The sequence below is a fragment of the Pseudomonas sp. ES1 genome (assembly GCF_050586605.1).
GTDB classification, from domain to species: domain Bacteria; phylum Pseudomonadota; class Gammaproteobacteria; order Pseudomonadales; family Pseudomonadaceae; genus Aquipseudomonas; species Aquipseudomonas sichuanensis.
Window position 1 is genome coordinate 93,268 of the sequence record NZ_JBOBDM010000007.1, and the last position, 15,342, is coordinate 108,609.

Genomic DNA, 15,342 nt, shown 5'->3' on the forward strand with positions numbered 1-15,342 from the left:
GGATAACCCAACCAAAGGAGTCGTTGCCTAGCCCTTCATCGGCCACCCGCCACCCAGGGCGCGGAACAGGTCGACCAGGGCCAACTGGCGCTGGGTGCTGGCCTGGATATAGGTAGCCTCGTTGACGAAGTTGTTACGCTGCGCGTCCAAGTAGCGCAGATGGTTATCCACCCCACCCTCATAACGCGCCTTGGCCAATGCCTCGGTCGCCCGGCTGGTATCGACCAGCGCCCGACGTGCGGCTTCCTCGCGGCGTAGCGTGTCGGTGGCGGCCAGTGCATCGGCCACCTCGCGGAAGGCGGTCTGGATCGTGCCCTCGTAGGCCGCCACCGCCGAATCCTTGCGCGCCTCGGCCAGGCTCAGGCCGGCGCGGTTGCGGCCGGCATCGAACAAGGGCAGCGACAGCTGCGGCATGAAGCTCCAGCTGCGCGAACCGCCGTCGAACAACCCGGACATCTGCGCGCTGGAGGTGCCGAAGCTGCCGGTCAGGCTGATGCGCGGGAAGAACGCCGCCCGCGCCGCCCCGATATCGGCGTTGCGTGAACGCAAGCGGTGCTCGGCGGCGAGGATGTCTGGGCGGCGCTCGATCAGCGCCGACGGCAGGCCAGGGGTGATGTCCTGCAGCACCATCGGCTGGTCCGGGCGCTCACCCGGGATCAGCTTGGCCGCCTGCGCGTCGCCCAGCAGCAGCACCAGGGCGTTATAGGCCTGGCGTTGCTGGCGCAGCGTGGCTTCGAGGTCGGCCCGGGACTGCTCGACCAGCCCCAACGCCTCCTGATGGTCCAGCGCGGTGGCGGTGCCGGCGGCGCGCCGCTGGCCGACCAGGGCCAGCGAATCCTCGCGGCTGGCGAGGGTCTGGCGGGTCAGCGCCAGGCTGCGCTCGGCGCCATCCAGGGTCAGGTAGGCCTGGCTGACTTCGGCGATCAAGGCAATGTGCGCGGCACGGCCGACTTCCTCGCTGGCCAGGTACTGCTCCAGCACCGCATCGCTCAGGCTCTTGACCCGGCCGAACAGGTCCAGCTCGTACTCCGGCAGCGCCAGCCCCACCTGATAGGTGCTGCTGACGCCCTCACGGCCATTGCTCGACAGCGCCGCCGGCAGATGCTGGCGATTGCCCGATGCAGCGGCATTCAACCCAGGCACCCGGTCGGCGCGCTGGATGCGGTATTGCGCGCGGGCCTGCTCGATGTCGAGCAGGGTCTGACGCAACGAACGGTTGTTGCCCAACGCGGCGCCCACCAGCTGACGCAGCACCGGGTCGACGATGAATGCCTGCCAGTCAAGCTGATCCACCACCGGGCCTTGATGCCCGGCAGCGTCGCCCCACTGCGCCGGCACCGGCGCCTCGGGGCGCTCATAGGTCGGCGCCAGGGAGCAGCCCGTCAGGGTCAAGGCCAGGACCAAGGGAAGAACACGAGTACCCATGAACATCACTTGGCCACCTCGACAGCCTGTGGCGCTGGCTTGCGCTTGAGCAACGACAGCACCCAGACGAAACAGATCGGCACGAACACCACCCCCAGCAGCGTCGCACTGAGCATGCCGCCGATCACCCCGGTGCCAATGGCCCGCTGGCTGGCCGCACCGGCACCGGTGGCGATGGCCAGCGGCACCACGCCGAGGATGAAGGCCATGGAAGTCATCACGATCGGGCGGAAACGCAGGCGCGCAGCCTCGATGGCGGCGTCGCGCAGGCTATAGCCCTTCTCCCACAGCTCCTTGGCGAACTCGACGATGAGGATGGCGTTCTTCGCCGCCAGGCCAATGATGGTGATCAGGCCGACCTTGAAGTACACGTCGTTGGGCATGCCGGTGACCATCACCGCCAGCACCGCACCGAGGGCGCCGATCGGCACGATCAGCATCACCGTCAGCGGAATCGCCCAGCTTTCATACAGCGCCACCAGCAGCAGGAACACCACCAGGATGGCCAGGGCGAACAGGCTGCCGGCCTGGCCGCTGGAGACTTTTTCCTGGTACGAAAGCCCCGTCCAGGCATAGCCGATGCCGGGCGGCAGCTCACTGACCAAGCGCTCCATCTCAGCCATGGCCTGGCCGGTGCTGTGGCCCGGCGCCGCGTCACCGGCGATGCGGATCGACGGGTAGCCGTTGTAGCGCACCAGTTGCACCGGTCCTTCTTCCCAGCGCGTGGTGACGAAGGCGCTGAACGGCACCTGCTCGCCACTGGCGTTGGGTGCATACAGGCGCAGCACGCTTTGCGGGGTCATGCGCTCGCCTTGTTCGGCCTGCACCACCACGCGCTGCTGGCGCCCGGCATTGGTGAAGTCGTTGATCACCGCCGAACCGAAGGCGGTGGCCAGGGTACTGTTGATGGTCTCGAAGCTCACGCCCAGGGCGCGGGCCTGCTCACGGTCGATCTGCACCCGCAGCTGCGGCGACTCCGCCAGGCCTTCCATCATCGCGTACAGAATCACCGGGTTGCCGTTGGCACCGGCCAGCAGCTGGTCGCGGGCGGCCAGCAACGCTTCGCGGCCCAGGCCGCCCCGGTCCATCAGGCGCAGGGCGAAGCCACCGGCATTGCCCAGGCCGTCGATCGGCGGTGGGTTCACGGCGGTGAGGGTGCCGTCGCCATGGGCAGCGAAGCGCGCGTTGATGGCGTCGATCTCGGCCGCCGCGGACTGGTCCGCGCCGCGCAACGACCAGTCCTTGAAGGTCGGGAAGGCCAGGGCGGCATTGTCCCCCATGCCCGAAAAGCTGAAACCGCTGACCACGAACGCCGAGGCCACCGCCTCGCGGGACATCAGGAATTGCTCCAGGGCCTGGCCGGTGGCATCCGTACGTACCCGGCTGGCGCCCGGCGGCAGTTGCACGTCGACGATGGCGTAGCCTTGGTCTTCGACTGGCACGAAGGACTCCGGCAAGCGCAGGTAGAAATAACCGAGCATCGCCAGGATGCCGGCGTACACCAGCATGTAGCGCCCGGCCCGCTGGACCAGCGCGCTGTTCAGCGCCGAGTAGCGATCGGTAAGACGCGCAAAGCTGCGGTTGAAGGCGCCGAAGAAGCCGCGCTTTTCATGGTGGCCCTGGGGCACCGGCTTGAGCAGCGTGGCGCACAGCGCCGGGGTGAAGGTCAGGGCCAGGAAGCCCGAGAACAGGATCGACACCGCCAGCGACAGCGAGAACTGCTGGTAGATCACCCCCACCGAGCCGGACATGAACGCCAGCGGCATGAACACTGCCGACAGCACCAGGGTGATACCGATGATCGCACCGGACACCTGCCCCATGGCCTTGATGGTCGCCTGCACGGGCGACAGACCCTCTTCGGCCATCAACCGCTCGACGTTCTCCACCACCACGATGGCGTCGTCCACCAGGATGCCGATGGCCAGCACCATGCCGAACATGGTCATCATGTTCACCGAGAAACCGAGCAACTTCATCACCATCAGCGTGCCCAGCAGGCACACGGGCACCACGATCGAGGGGATCAGCGTATAGCGGATGTTCTGCAGGAACAGGAACATCACCAGGAACACCAGCACCATGGCTTCGATCAGGGTATGGATGACTTTTTCGATGGCCACGTCGACGAACCGCGAGGTGTCGTAAGGCACCGAGTACTCGACCCCTTCAGGGAAGAACGCGGACAGTTCGGCCAGGCGCGCCTTGACCAGCTCGGCGGTTTTCAGGGCGTTGGCGCCCGGCGCCAGCTGCACCGCGCCGGCCACTGCCGGCTTGCCGTCCAGGCGCGAACCGAAGTTGTAGCTTTCCATGCCGACTTCCAGGCGCGCCACGTCGGCCAGGCGCACCAGCGAGCCGTCCGGGTTGGCGCGCAGCACCACCTGGCCGAACGCCTCGGGGTCGTCCAAGGTGCCTTGCACGGCCAGGGTCGCGGTCAGTTCCTGCTCGCTGGCGCCTGGCGCGCTGCCGAAGCTGCCGGCCGGCACCTGCACGTTCTGGCCACGGATGGCGTTGCCGACATCGTCGATGCTCAGGCCGTAGCCCACCAGCTTCTGTGGGTCGACCCAGACGCGCATGGCCGCTTCCGAGGAGAAGAACTGCAGTTTGCCCACGCCCGGCACCCGGCGCAGTTCGTTGTTGATGTTGCGTGCGGCGTAATCGCCCAGGGCGGTGGTGTCGGCCTTTTCGAAGCCTTGCTTGTAGTTGAGCGCATAGATCAGCAGAAAGCCCGCGCTGCTCTGCTCCACCTGCAGCCCTTGGGTCAGCACGGCCTGGGGCATACGTGCCTCGGCCTTCTTCAGGCGGTTCTGCACATCGACCTGGGCCAGCTCGGGATTGGTCCCAGGCTCGAAGGTCACCACCACCTCGGCCACGCCGTTGGAGTTGTTGGTGGACTCGAAGTACAACAGGTTCTTGGCACCGTTGAGGGACTCTTCGATGACGCTGGTCACCGACTCCACCAGCACCTTGGCCGATGCGCCCGGATAGGTGGCGGTGACCGTGATCTGCGGCGGGGCGACGTTGGGGTACTGGGCCACCGGCAGCAGCGGGATCACCAGCAGCCCGGCCAGGGAGATGAACAGCGCCACGACCCAGGCGAAGTTCGGCCGATTGATGAAGAACTTGGACATTTCGCTACCCTCGCCTCAATGCGCTGCGGCTTGCTGTGCCTGGGCCGGGCTGACCGGCATGCCAGGGGCCAGGCCTGCCGGGCTGCCGACGATCACCTGGTCGCCTTCGCGCAACCCTTCGGTGATCTGCCAACGTGCGCCCTGCATCACCCCGGTGCGCACGGCGCGGGCCTCGGCCAGGTTGCCGGTGCCCACCACCATCACCCGTGCTTCGCCGTCGCTGCCGCGCTGCACGGCGCGTTGCGGCACCAGGATGGCCTGCCGGTCGGTGCCCTGCGGGGTGCGCACGCGCACGTACATGCCTGGCAGGAGCGTCCCGTCGGCGTTATCGAAGCGCCCGCGCAGGGTGACCTGGCCAGTGCCCCGGTCGACCTCGACGTCGGTGAACATCAGGGTGCCCTGGCGCTGGTAGTCGGTGCCTTCTACCTGGGCCATAAGCGCCGTGTCGTCGCCACCGGCCAGCGCGCCGTCCTGCAGTGCCTGGCGCAGGCGCAGGGCGTCGGCGGCGGACTGGGTGAAGTCGACGTAGATCGGGTCGAGCTGCTGGATCCGCGCCATCAGCGTGGCGTCGCCCTGCCCCACCAGCGCACCTTCGGTGACCAGGGCGCGACCGATACGGCCGGAGATCGGCGCCGTGACCGTGGCATAGCCGAGGTTCAGCCGCGCCGTCTGGACATCTGCCTGGGCTGAACGCACCGCGGCTTGGGCGCTGCGCAACGTGGCGTTGGCGCTGTCGAAGTCCTGGCGGCTGACGGCTTCGATCTTCACCAGCGGCTCATAGCGCTTGACCCGTGCCTGGGCTTCCTGCTGCACCGCCTGGGCCCGCGCCAGGTCGCCATTGGCGCGAGCCAGGGCAGCCTGGAACGGCGCCGGGTCGATCTGGAACAGCACATCGCCGGCCTTGACGTCGGCACCCTCTTCGAATCGCTTGTGCAGCACGATACCGGCCACCCGGGCCCGTACTTGCGCCACCCGCATCGGTTCGACCCGGCCCGGCAGGGTCGAAGCCAGGTTCAGCGGCTCGCTGGCCACGGTCACCAGTTCCACCGGGAATGCTGCCGGCGCAGCGGCCTGCGGTTCGCCCGTCGCGTCACACCCGGCCAGCGCCACGGCCACCGCCAGCCAACTGGCCACCCCAATTGCACGCAAGTTGCTCATCACATCACCCGAGCTTTTAATTGAAAACGGCGCGAATGGTACTCATGCACCCTGAATGAGTCAATTTAGTCTCATTTGATATTTGTGTGAACAATTGTAAGCACCTGCCCGGTCGTCGGCTTGCCGCATACCCCACCCAGGCAAGGCGTCAAATGAATACCAAGCCCTGCGGAGAACGCCCATGCCCCTGCACCCCGTGGCCACCCTCGCCCAACTCGATCAACAGCGCCCCCTGCGCGTTCAGGCCGGGGCCGAAGAGGTGATCCTGGTTCGCCATGGCGATCAGGTGTGCGCCTACCAGGGCAACTGCCCCCATGAAGGCGCGCCGCTCGATGAAGGCGTGGTATGCGGCGGCCTGCTGGTTTGCCCCTGGCACAAGGCTGCATTCGCCGTGGATGAAGGCGCGGTGTGCGAACCGCCCGCACTGACCGGCCTGCGCCGCTACCCCGTGCAGATCAAGGGCGAGCAGGTCTGGGTCGATGATCAAGCCCTGCCCCTGGCGGCAACGCCCCGCCACAGCGATGCACGGGTGTTCGTGGTGGTCGGTGCCGGCGCTGCCGGTTCGGCGGCCGTGGCCACCCTGCTCGACCACGGTTTCGGCGGGCGCCTGGTCTGGGTCGATCAGGAACAGCCCAACGCCTACGATCGCACCGCCCTGAGCAAATTCGTCATCGCCGGGCAGATGCCGCCGGACGAGGTGCCGACGCTGCTGGAGCCCGACGTGCTGCGCCAGAAGCAATTGCAGCGCCTGCACGCCAAGGTACGCAGCCTGAACGTGGCCAGCCGTGAAATCGTCCTCGCCGATGGCCAGCGCCTGAAGTACGACGCGGCCCTGCTGGCCACTGGCGGCAAGCCCAAGCGCCCCGAACTGCCCGGCGTGCAATTGCCCGGCATCTGCGTGCTGCGCTCACGCGAGGACGCCGCGCGTCTGCTCGACCTGGCCGAACCCGGCCAGCCGGTGGTGATCGTCGGCGATGGCTTCATCGGCCTGGAGGCGGCTTCGGCACTGCGCAAGTACGGCCTGCAGGTGCACGTGGTGACCCGCCATGCGGTACCGCTGGCGAAACAGCTGGGCGAGCGCATCGGCCTCAGCCTGCGCGAGCTGCACGAGCGCAAGGGGGTGGTGTTCCATGGCCCCACCGAAGTGGCCGCTTTCGAAGGTGGTGAGCGGGTCGAGGCAGTGGTCCTCGCCAACGGCGAGCGCCTGGCCACACCCTTGGTACTGCTGGGCACCGGCGTCACCCCGGCTACCGGGTGCCTGCAGGGCCTGCAACTGGGCGAAGACCGCTCGGTGCAGGTCGACGCCCATCTGCAGGCCGCCGAAGGCCTGTGGGCGGCCGGCGATATCGCCACCTTCCCCCTGGCCGGGCGCCCGGTGCGCATCGAGCACTGGCGCCTGGCCCAGCAACAGGGGGTGATCGCTGCCGCCAACATGCTCGGCGAGCGGCGCCGCTACGATGATGTGCCGTTCTTCTGGACCTACCAGCATGGGCGCACCCTCGAAGTGCTCGGGCATGGGCGCCAGTGGAACCGCATCGAGTATGTCGGTGAGCCCGAGCACGGCGATTTCATCGCCCTGCAATGTATCGACGACCAGGTCGAGGCGGTGATCGCCAACGGCCATGCGCGGGCCATGGCGGTGCTGTCGCAACGGATGAAGCGGCCGTTGTCCAGCCGCGAGGCGCGGGAGCTGATCGATGCCTGGCCAGACTGACTCAGCCCAGCGCGCCGTGCAGCACCTCGCATCAGGGCAAGGCTGGCACCTGCACCTTTCAAAGTGCCCGGGTTCTGTGTAAAAACACCTGACCCTCATCGCACGCAAAGGATTCCCGGCAATGATCTACCGCCCCCTCGGCCACAGTGGCCTGCAAGTTTCGGCCCTCACCCTCGGCAGCATGATGTTCGGTGAACAGACCAGCACCGAAGACGCCCTGCGCATCATCGACAAGGCCTGGGACCAAGGCATCAACTTCGTCGACACCGCCGATGTGTACAACGGCGGGCGTTCCGAGGAGATCGTCGGCGAGGCAGTGGCGCGCAACCGCCAGGAGTGGATCGTCGCCTCCAAGGCCGGCTACGGCCCGGTGGATGGCCTGCCCAACCGCAGCGGGCTGTCGCGCAAGCACCTGTTCAACGCCATCGAAGCCACGCTCACGCGCATGGGCACCGACTACCTGGACATCTACTACCTGCACCGCGAAGACCACAGCGTGCCACTGGAAGAGACCGTGCGCGCCATCGGCGACCTGCTGGCGCAGGGCAAGATCCGCTACTGGGGCGTGTCGAATTTCCGCGGCTGGCGCATCGCCGAGATCTGCAACGTCGCCGACCAGCTCGGCGTGGCCAAGCCGGTGGTCAGCCAGCCGCTGTACAACATCGTCAACCGCCAGGCCGAGCCTGAGCAGCTGACCGCAGCGGCCTACCATGGCCTGGGCGTGGTGCCGTTCAGCCCGCTGGCCCGTGGCGTGCTCAGCGGCAAGTATGCCCCAGGCTCGGTGCCGGACGCCGGCAGCCGTGCCGGGCGCCAGGACAAGCGGATCATGGAAGTGGAATGGCGCCAGGAGTCGCTGAGCATCGCCCAGAAGATCCACGCCTACACCGAGGCCAAGGGCGTGGGCATCGTCGAGTTCGCGATTGCCTGGGTGCTGAACAACCGCCTGGTCAGCTCGGCCATCGTCGGCCCGCGCACCGAGGCGCAGTGGGACACCTACGCCGGTGCCCTGGAGGTGAAGGTCACCGCCGAAGACGAAGCCTTCATCGATTCGCTGGTAACCCCGGGCCATGCCTCCACGCCCGGCTTCAACGATGTGGCGCACTTTGTCAGCGGGCGCCTGCCGCGCGCTTGAGTGCTGCCCGGGTGGTGCGGCTCAGCGCCGCGCCACCTGCCACAGCCGTGCAACGTCCCCTGCCCGTGCCTTGAGCAGATTGCCCGCGTCGGCACAGGCCTGCTCCAGGCTCATCGGCCCGCTGGCCAGGGCAAACGCGGCGTCGATGCCGTGCCCATACAGCTGCTCATAGCCCGTGCCCAAGGTGCCAGCCAGCACCACAACGGGCACGCCGTGGCGTTTGGCGACCCGCGCGACCCCCATGGGGGTCTTGCCGCGCAGGGTCTGCGCATCGAAACGCCCCTCGCCGGTGATCACCAGGTCGGCGCCCTGCACCAGCGTATCCAGCTGTGCCAACTCAGCCACCACCTCGACCCCAGGGCGGAACTGCGCGCCCATGAAGGCCTTGGCCGCGAAGCCCATGCCACCGGCCGCGCCGCTGCCCGGCTGATCGCGTACATCCTTGCCCAGCAACTGCGCGCAATGGTCGGCGAAATGGCCCAGTGCCTGGTCCAGCGCCTGCACCTGCTCGGGGCTGGCGCCCTTCTGCGGGCCGAAGATCGCCGAAGCGCCATTGGCGCCGCACAGCGGGTTGTCGACATCGGCGGCCACCTCCACCTGCACTTGCGCCAGGCGCGGGTCGAGGCCGCTGGCGTCGATGCGGGCCAGTTGTGCCAGGGCCAGGCCGCCTTCGGCCAGCGGTTGGCCTTGTGCATCCAGCAGGCGCAGGCCAAGGGCGCGCAGCATGCCACTGCCGCCGTCGTTGGTGGCGCTGCCGCCGATGGCCAGGACAATGCGCCGGGCGCCGGCCGCCAAGGCAGCGGCGACCAGCTCGCCAGTGCCCCAGGTGCTGCTGCGGCAGGCATCGCGCTGGGCGCTGGGGATCAGCTGGATGCCGCTGGCCTGGGCCATCTCGATCACCGCAGTGCGGCTTTCAGGCAGCCAGCCCCAGGCAGCTTCCACGCTCGCACCCAGTGGCCCACGCACCTGCTGGCGGCGCTGTTCGCCCTGGCTGGCGGCGACGATGGCCTCCATGGTGCCTTCGCCGCCATCCGCCATTGGGCACTCGACCAGGTTAGCCTGCGGCCACACCTGGGCCAGGCCGCTGGCGATGGCGCGGGCGACACCGGCAGCGTCGAGGCTGTCCTTGAACGAATCGGGGGCGATGACGACTTTCATGGGGCTACTCCTGTGCTGATGCCTCGCATGCTGACAGTTGTGTGATGGGGTGGCCTCTGTCGGATGCACAAAAGTGGGGGGTGGGTGTTTGGGCGGATGACTGGTCAAGCAGGATTGGGTGATGGCCACCAGGTGCATGGCGATGGTTTTGCAGCGCCGGTGAGATCGAGCGCCGCCCGCGCGGCGCATCGCTGGCAAGCCAGCTCCCACATTTGTTTCGGGCCAATTACTCCTGTGAAGGTACCGCTGCACGCCTTGGTGCATGTCTCAAGTCGGGTGAAGCGCCAGTGGTGCCCACCTCAATACCGCGTCGTACCAACAAGGCGGACAGCGATGAAGCCACAGGAGTGACTGGCCCGAAACAGATGTGGGAGCTGGCTTGCCAGCGATGCGCCGCGCGGGCGGCGCTCGATCTGATAGGCGCTGCACATCCATCGACATGCACCTGGCCGCCCTCGAGCTCAGAACAACTGCCAGGTGTACACCAGGATCAACCGGTTCTCATCGATATCACTGCGATAATTGGACCGCGCCATGGCATTGCGCACCCTAATCCCCAACCCCTTGAGCACCCCGCTCTGCACCGCATACCCCAGGTCGATGTCCCGCTCGCGGTCGCGCCCTTCGACCCCCTTGCCGGTGTCGACGTTGTCGCCGGTGATGTAGCGCACCGTGGCCGTCAACCCTGGGATACCCATGGCCGCGAAGTTGTAGTCGTAGCGCAGCTGATACGAGCGCTCGTCGGTATAGGCGAACTCATAGGTCGGCACTTCGTTGCCCAGCGGGCTGATGTTGGCGAACACCCGCGGGAACGGGCTGTCGCCGTACATGGCCTGGTAACCGGCGCCGAAGCTATGCCCCCCACGCTTGGCGGTGAACATCGAGAAGAATGCCTGGTTGTCGATATCCCCCAGCAGCGCATCGCCATCCTCGCGGGCAGTGAAGTAGCCCAGGTTGGCACTGAGCACCCAGTCCCCCACCGGTTTGCTGTGCTTGAAGCCGACGAAACTCTGCTGGTAGATATCTTCCAGCTGCCCGTGCCACAGGCTCAGGCTGCTCAGGTTGGCATTGAACGCGTAGTCGCCGCCGACATAATTGAACGCATCGCTCTCGGCCTGGCGCATAGGCACATGGCCGAGCATGGCGTTGAGCTTGCCGTCGCCGGCTTCATTGCGCAGGTGGGTGGAGCTGAGGTGGCCGGCCTGCACGGTCAACCCGTCGATTTCACTGGAGCTCAGGCTCACGCCCTGGTAGGTCGGCGGCAGCAGGCGGATATCGCTGAAGGTCAGCACCGGCAGGTTGGGCTGCAGCTCGCCTGCACGCAGTTCGGTCTTGGACAGCCGCGCCTTGAACGTCGGGGCGATGCGGCTGTATTCACTGGCGGCGCGACCATCGCCGTGTACCGGCAACAGGCCAGTGTTGACCCGGTCGGGGCTGCTGTCCAGGCGGATGCCGAGCAGGCCCAGGGCATCCACGCCAAAACCGACGGGGCCCGGCGTATAGCCGGACTTGAAATCGAGGATGAAGCCTTGGGCCCACTCCTCGGCCCTGGACTGCGGGTTGGCGCCGACGATGTCCGAGTAATCACGGCTGAAGTAATAGTTGCGGGCGCTGAGGCTGGCCTTGGCGTCCTCGAAAAAGCCGCCGTCGGCAGCCCACAGTGGTTGGCTGAGCAGGCTCAGGCCGATGGCGACGCAAGGGGTGTGGTTCATTCCGAAGCTCTCTGATCTTGTTGTTATGTGATAAAGCGCAGAACCAGAACGTGATGGGTGGCTCAGGACTCCTGTTCAGCAGTGGCGGCGCGCAGCCGTGGCCGGCGCAGGCTGACCAGCGCGTGGGCGAGCAGGCCGAACAGCAGCCCCCAGAACGCCGCCGACAGCCCAAGGAAAGTCACGCCCGAAGCGCTGACCAGGAAGGTGAACAGCCCGGCATCGCGCTCGCCGGGCTCGGCCAGGCTGCGCGCCAGGGCCTCGCTGATCGCGCCGTACAGGGCCAGGCCTGCAAGCACGGCGATCAACGCGGCGGGAAACGCAGCGAACAGCGACATCAAGGTGGCCCCGGCAATACCCAGCAGCAGGTACAGCGCACTGCCCGCCACAGCCGCCACGTAGCGTCTGCGCGGGTCTTCGTGGGCCTCGCGGCCGGTGCACAGGCTGGCGGTGACCGCCGCCAGGTTCAGCCCGTGGCAACCGAACGGCGCCAACAGCAGGCCGCCCAGGGCACTGGCACTGATCAGTGGGCTGGCCTCTGTGCGGTAGCCGGCATTGCGCAGCACCGCCATGCCCGGCATGAACTGCCCGGTCAGCGCCACCAGCACCAGCGGCAACGCCAGGCTGAAGGTCGCGGCCAGGCTGAATTGCGGCGTGGTCCATTGCGGCGTGGCCAGGGCCAGCACCAGTTCGCTGCCGCGAAATTCGCCGCTGGCCACGGTTACCAGGGCGCCCACGGTCAAGACCGCCGCCACCGCATAGCGCGGCTGCACCCGGCGCATCAGCACGTAGCTGACGAACATCGCCAGCAGCAATACCGGCTGCACCGGCAAGGCGCGGAACACCTCGATGCCGAAGCTGAACAGGATCCCGGCCTGCATGCCGGCGGCGATGGAACCGGGCAGCCGGGCGATCAGGCGGTCGAAGGCGCCACTGATGCCGATCAGCAGCAGCACCGTATTGGCCACCAGGTAGGCGCCGATCGCCTGCTCCAGGCCAATGTGCGGCAAGGCGGTGACCAGCAACGCCGAGCCCGGTATCGACCAGGCGATCACCACCGGCACCCGGTAGCGCAGGCTCAGCAGCCCCCCCAGAACAGCGCTGCCCATGGACACCGCCCACACCCACGAGGACAACTGGCCGTGGGACAGGCCAGCGGCTTCGGCGGCGTGGAAAATGATTACCAGCGGGCCGGCATAGGAAATCAGCGTGGCGATGCAGCCGGCCACGACGGCGGACAGGGAGCAATCCTTGAACAGGGTTTTCATGACACCTCTCGCATCGGCAACGGATGGCAAGGGCTTCGCCCTTGATCGCTGGCAAGCCAGCTCCCACAGAGATCAGCGCCCCCTGTGGGAGCCGGCTTGCCGGCGATTGGCCCTCAGCCCTCTTGCAACGCCCGCGGCCGCCCGCTGCGCTGTTCGGCGTCGCTGTCATGGGCCTTCTGCAGCTGGAAATCGAACTGCATCTCGGCATAACGCCCCGTCACCCCCCGCGCCCCGCCCTCGCGGAAGGTGATCTCCCCCACCAACCCATCCCGGGTGGCATAGGCGAAGTCGTCCCACAGGTACTTGTCGCCGGCCAGGTTGATCTGCGTGGTCAGGTGCCGGTGCCCAGGCGCCGAGATGAAGAAGTGGATGTGCGCCGGGCGCTGGCCGTGGCGGCCGAGCAGGTCCAGGCACTCCTGGGTCGGCCCCTGGGGGTCGCAGCCATAGCCGGACGGCACGATGGAGCGCGCGCGGTAGCGGCCTTCGGCGTCGGTGACGATGCGCCGGCGCAGGTTGTACTCGGACTGGCTCTGGTCGAAGAACGAATAGGTGCCGCGGGTGTTGGCATGCCACAGGTCCACCGTGGCCCCGGCCAGCGGCTGGCCATCGGGGCCGCGCACCTGGCCTTCGAGGTACATCACCGTGGCCTCGCCCTCCTCGCTGCCATCGTCCATGCGCACCTCGGCCTGGGCCAGCGGTGCACCGGCCACGTACAGCGGGCCTTCGATGGTGCGCGGGGTACCGCCGGTCAAGCCGACCTCGGCATCCTTGGCGTCCTGCAGCAGGTCGAGGAAGTGCTCGATGCCAAGCCCAGCCACCAGCAGCCCGGCTTCGCCGCGACCGCCCAGGCGGTTGAGGTAGTCGACGGCGAGCCAGAATTCGTCCTCGCTGACCTCCAGGTCCTCGATCAGCCGCGCGGTGTCCTGCAACACGCGCTGGACGATGCGCTTGAGGCGCGGGCTGCCCTCGTCGTTGCCAAAGCCTGCGGCTTGTTCGAAGAATTTCTGCACATCAGGGGTGTGGGCGATCTTCACGGTCATGCTCAGGTACCTCGTGTTGTTCTTGTCGTTGGGGGTTTCAGCGGTCGTCGCTGTGGACCGACGAGGGGTGGCGGCACAGGCCAGCAACCTCGATGTCCATGTAGGGGAACAGCGGCAGCTGCATCAGGGTGTCGTGCAGCGCCTCGACGCTGGGCACGTCGAACACGCTGTAGTTGGCGTAGTGCCCGGCGATGCGCCACAGGTGGCGCCAGGTGCCGTCGCGCTGCAGGCGCTGGGCCAGCTGCTTTTCGTCGGCCTTGAGTTGCGCGGCCTTGGCCGGGTCCATGTCGACCGGCAGCTTTACGGTCATCTTTACGTGGAACAGCATGGTGTTTTCTCCTTTCTCTGATCTGGCTCGGCCCTTGTGGGAGCGGCTTCAGCCGCGAACACCGGCAGAGCCGGTGCCATCCACCGCGTCGCCTGCTTCGCGGCTAAAGCCGCTCCCACAGGACTGGTTGTTTCTCTAACGGCGGGCGAAGCGCGCCAGCTGCGCCTCGTCCAGGGTCAGGCCCAGGCCAGGGGTGCTTGGCACGTGCAACTGGAAGTCGCGATACACCGGCGGCTGGTTGACGATCTCTTCGGTCAGCAGTAGCGGCCCGAACAACTCGGTGCCCCAGGTCAGCTGGCGAAGGGTCAGGAAGGCATGGGCCGAGGCCAGGGTGCCCACGCTGCCTTCGAGCATGGTCCCGCCATACAGGGCGATACCGGCCGCTTCGGCGATCTGCGCGGTGCGCAGCACGGCGCGCGGGCCGCCGTTCTTGGCGATTTTCAGGGCGAAGATGCTCGCCGCCCCGTCGGCGGCCAGGCTGAAGGCGTCCTCGACGCTTTCGATGGACTCGTCGGCCATGATCGGCGCCGGGCTGCGCTGGTTCAGGCGGATCTGCCCGCCACGGTTGATGCGCGAGATCGGCTGTTCGATCAGGTCGATGCCGTTGTCGCCCAGCACCTGGCAGGCGCGGATGGCCTGGGACTCGTCCCAGTACTGGTTGACGTCGACACGCACGCTGGCGCGCTCGCCCAGCTCGCGCTTGATCGCCACCACGTGCTTGAGGTCCTGGGCCAGCGGGTTGGCGCCGATCTTCAGCTTGAACACCCGGTGCCGGCGAATTTCCAGCATGTGCTCGGCCTCGGCGATATCGCGGGCGGTGTCGCCGCTGGCCAGGGTCCAGGCCACTTCCAGGCTGTCGCGCACGCGGCCACCGAGCAGCTCGCTGACCGGCAGGCCCAGGCGCTTGCCCTGGGCATCGAGCAAGGCGCTCTCGATGCCGGACTTGGCGAAGGTGTTGCCCTTGGCCAGCTTGTCGAGCTTGAGCATGGCCGCGTTGATGTTGTCGGCGGCCATGCCGACCAGCGCCGGCGCCAGGTAGGCGTCGATATTGGCCTTGATGCCTTCCGGGCTTTCGTAGCCGTAGGCCAGGCCACCGATGGTGGTGGCTTCGCCGATGCCTTGCACACCGTCGCTGCAGCGCAGGCGCAGGATCACCAGGGTCTGCTGCTGCAGGGTGTGCATGGCCAGCTTGTGCGGGCGGATGGTCGGCAGGTCGACGATGATCGCCTCCAGCCGGTCGATGGTCGGGCTTGTCATGCCAAGGCTCCAGTTCAGTCAG

At 67.3% G+C, this 15,342-nt stretch carries 11 protein-coding genes; 2 read left to right on the plus strand and 9 right to left on the minus strand.

The annotated features are described in order from the left end of the window. Nucleotides 1-27 precede the first annotated feature (27 nt). From ACQ4N9_RS04965 to ACQ4N9_RS04975, 3 genes are read right to left on the minus strand one after another with little or no spacing between them, the layout of a single operon-like run. Entirely contained in the window at nucleotides 28-1,431 is a 1,404-nt protein-coding gene (locus ACQ4N9_RS04965) for an efflux transporter outer membrane subunit (RefSeq protein WP_390971303.1), read from the minus strand. Continuing rightward, nucleotides 1,431-4,556 carry a multidrug efflux RND transporter permease subunit gene (locus ACQ4N9_RS04970; RefSeq protein WP_430932311.1) on the minus strand — a complete coding sequence of 1,042 codons (3,126 nt, stop codon included), beginning with the start codon at nucleotides 4,554-4,556 and terminating at the stop codon, nucleotides 1,431-1,433. Before ACQ4N9_RS04970 ends, ACQ4N9_RS04965 begins: the two co-directional genes overlap by 1 nt. A 15-nt stretch (nucleotides 4,557-4,571) precedes the next feature. Then, on the minus strand, nucleotides 4,572-5,714 hold the full coding sequence (locus ACQ4N9_RS04975) for a MexC family multidrug efflux RND transporter periplasmic adaptor subunit (protein WP_390971307.1): 1,143 nt from the start codon (nucleotides 5,712-5,714) through the stop codon (nucleotides 4,572-4,574). Nucleotides 5,715-5,895: 181 nt separating this feature from the next. On the opposite strand from ACQ4N9_RS04975, the gene ACQ4N9_RS04980 reads away from it, so the two are divergent. Together ACQ4N9_RS04980 and ACQ4N9_RS04985 are read left to right on the plus strand one after the other, a co-directional pair. Beyond that, nucleotides 5,896-7,428 (plus strand): FAD-dependent oxidoreductase, encoded by a 1,533-nt coding sequence (locus ACQ4N9_RS04980; RefSeq protein ID WP_390971309.1) that lies wholly within the window; start codon nucleotides 5,896-5,898, stop codon nucleotides 7,426-7,428. A 121-nt stretch (nucleotides 7,429-7,549) separates the two neighbouring features. Next, the gene (locus ACQ4N9_RS04985; protein ID WP_390971310.1) at nucleotides 7,550-8,560 is read left to right on the plus strand and encodes an aldo/keto reductase; all 1,011 of its coding nucleotides are present in this window, start codon (nucleotides 7,550-7,552) and stop codon (nucleotides 8,558-8,560) included. A gap of 21 nt (nucleotides 8,561-8,581) precedes the next feature. On the opposite strand, the gene ACQ4N9_RS04990 is transcribed toward ACQ4N9_RS04985, so the two are convergent. The 6 genes from ACQ4N9_RS04990 to ACQ4N9_RS05015 all read right to left on the minus strand — a co-directional run bounded on the left by ACQ4N9_RS04990 (nucleotide 8,582) and on the right by ACQ4N9_RS05015 (nucleotide 15,320). Continuing rightward, on the minus strand, nucleotides 8,582-9,718 hold the full coding sequence (locus ACQ4N9_RS04990; RefSeq protein WP_390971312.1) for a glycerate kinase: 1,137 nt from the start codon (nucleotides 9,716-9,718) through the stop codon (nucleotides 8,582-8,584). Between the two features lie 461 nt (nucleotides 9,719-10,179). Next, entirely contained in the window at nucleotides 10,180-11,430 is a 1,251-nt protein-coding gene (locus ACQ4N9_RS04995) for an OprD family porin (RefSeq protein ID WP_390970717.1), read from the minus strand. Between the two features lie 62 nt (nucleotides 11,431-11,492). Continuing rightward, on the minus strand, nucleotides 11,493-12,695 hold the full coding sequence (locus ACQ4N9_RS05000) for a benzoate/H(+) symporter BenE family transporter (protein WP_390970719.1): 1,203 nt from the start codon (nucleotides 12,693-12,695) through the stop codon (nucleotides 11,493-11,495). Nucleotides 12,696-12,808: 113 nt separating this feature from the next. Then, nucleotides 12,809-13,735, minus strand: a complete 927-nt coding sequence (gene catA / locus ACQ4N9_RS05005; protein ID WP_390970721.1) for a catechol 1,2-dioxygenase — start codon at nucleotides 13,733-13,735, stop codon at nucleotides 12,809-12,811. 37 nt (nucleotides 13,736-13,772) lie between these two features. Continuing rightward, nucleotides 13,773-14,063, minus strand: a complete 291-nt coding sequence (catC, locus tag ACQ4N9_RS05010) for a muconolactone Delta-isomerase (protein WP_110994971.1) — start codon at nucleotides 14,061-14,063, stop codon at nucleotides 13,773-13,775. 135 nt (nucleotides 14,064-14,198) lie between these two features. After that, the gene (locus ACQ4N9_RS05015) at nucleotides 14,199-15,320 is read right to left on the minus strand and encodes a muconate cycloisomerase family protein (RefSeq protein ID WP_390970723.1); all 1,122 of its coding nucleotides are present in this window, start codon (nucleotides 15,318-15,320) and stop codon (nucleotides 14,199-14,201) included. Between the last annotated feature and the right edge of the window lie 22 nt (nucleotides 15,321-15,342).

Coding starts and splice junctions, on each gene's coding strand:
- catC (WP_110994971.1), bottom strand. CDS start 14,063: ATGCTGTTCCACGTAAAGATGACCGTAAAGCTGCCGGTCGACATGGAC.
- ACQ4N9_RS04990 (WP_390971312.1), bottom strand. CDS start 9,718: ATGAAAGTCGTCATCGCCCCCGATTCGTTCAAGGACAGCCTCGACGCT.
- ACQ4N9_RS04985 (WP_390971310.1), top strand. CDS start 7,550: ATGATCTACCGCCCCCTCGGCCACAGTGGCCTGCAAGTTTCGGCCCTC.
- ACQ4N9_RS05015 (WP_390970723.1), bottom strand. CDS start 15,320: ATGACAAGCCCGACCATCGACCGGCTGGAGGCGATCATCGTCGACCTG.
- ACQ4N9_RS04980 (WP_390971309.1), top strand. CDS start 5,896: ATGCCCCTGCACCCCGTGGCCACCCTCGCCCAACTCGATCAACAGCGC.
- ACQ4N9_RS04965 (WP_390971303.1), bottom strand. CDS start 1,431: ATGTTCATGGGTACTCGTGTTCTTCCCTTGGTCCTGGCCTTGACCCTG.
- ACQ4N9_RS04975 (WP_390971307.1), bottom strand. CDS start 5,714: ATGAGCAACTTGCGTGCAATTGGGGTGGCCAGTTGGCTGGCGGTGGCC.
- ACQ4N9_RS04995 (WP_390970717.1), bottom strand. CDS start 11,430: ATGAACCACACCCCTTGCGTCGCCATCGGCCTGAGCCTGCTCAGCCAA.
- ACQ4N9_RS04970 (WP_430932311.1), bottom strand. CDS start 4,556: ATGTCCAAGTTCTTCATCAATCGGCCGAACTTCGCCTGGGTCGTGGCG.
- ACQ4N9_RS05000 (WP_390970719.1), bottom strand. CDS start 12,695: ATGAAAACCCTGTTCAAGGATTGCTCCCTGTCCGCCGTCGTGGCCGGC.
- catA (WP_390970721.1), bottom strand. CDS start 13,735: ATGACCGTGAAGATCGCCCACACCCCTGATGTGCAGAAATTCTTCGAA.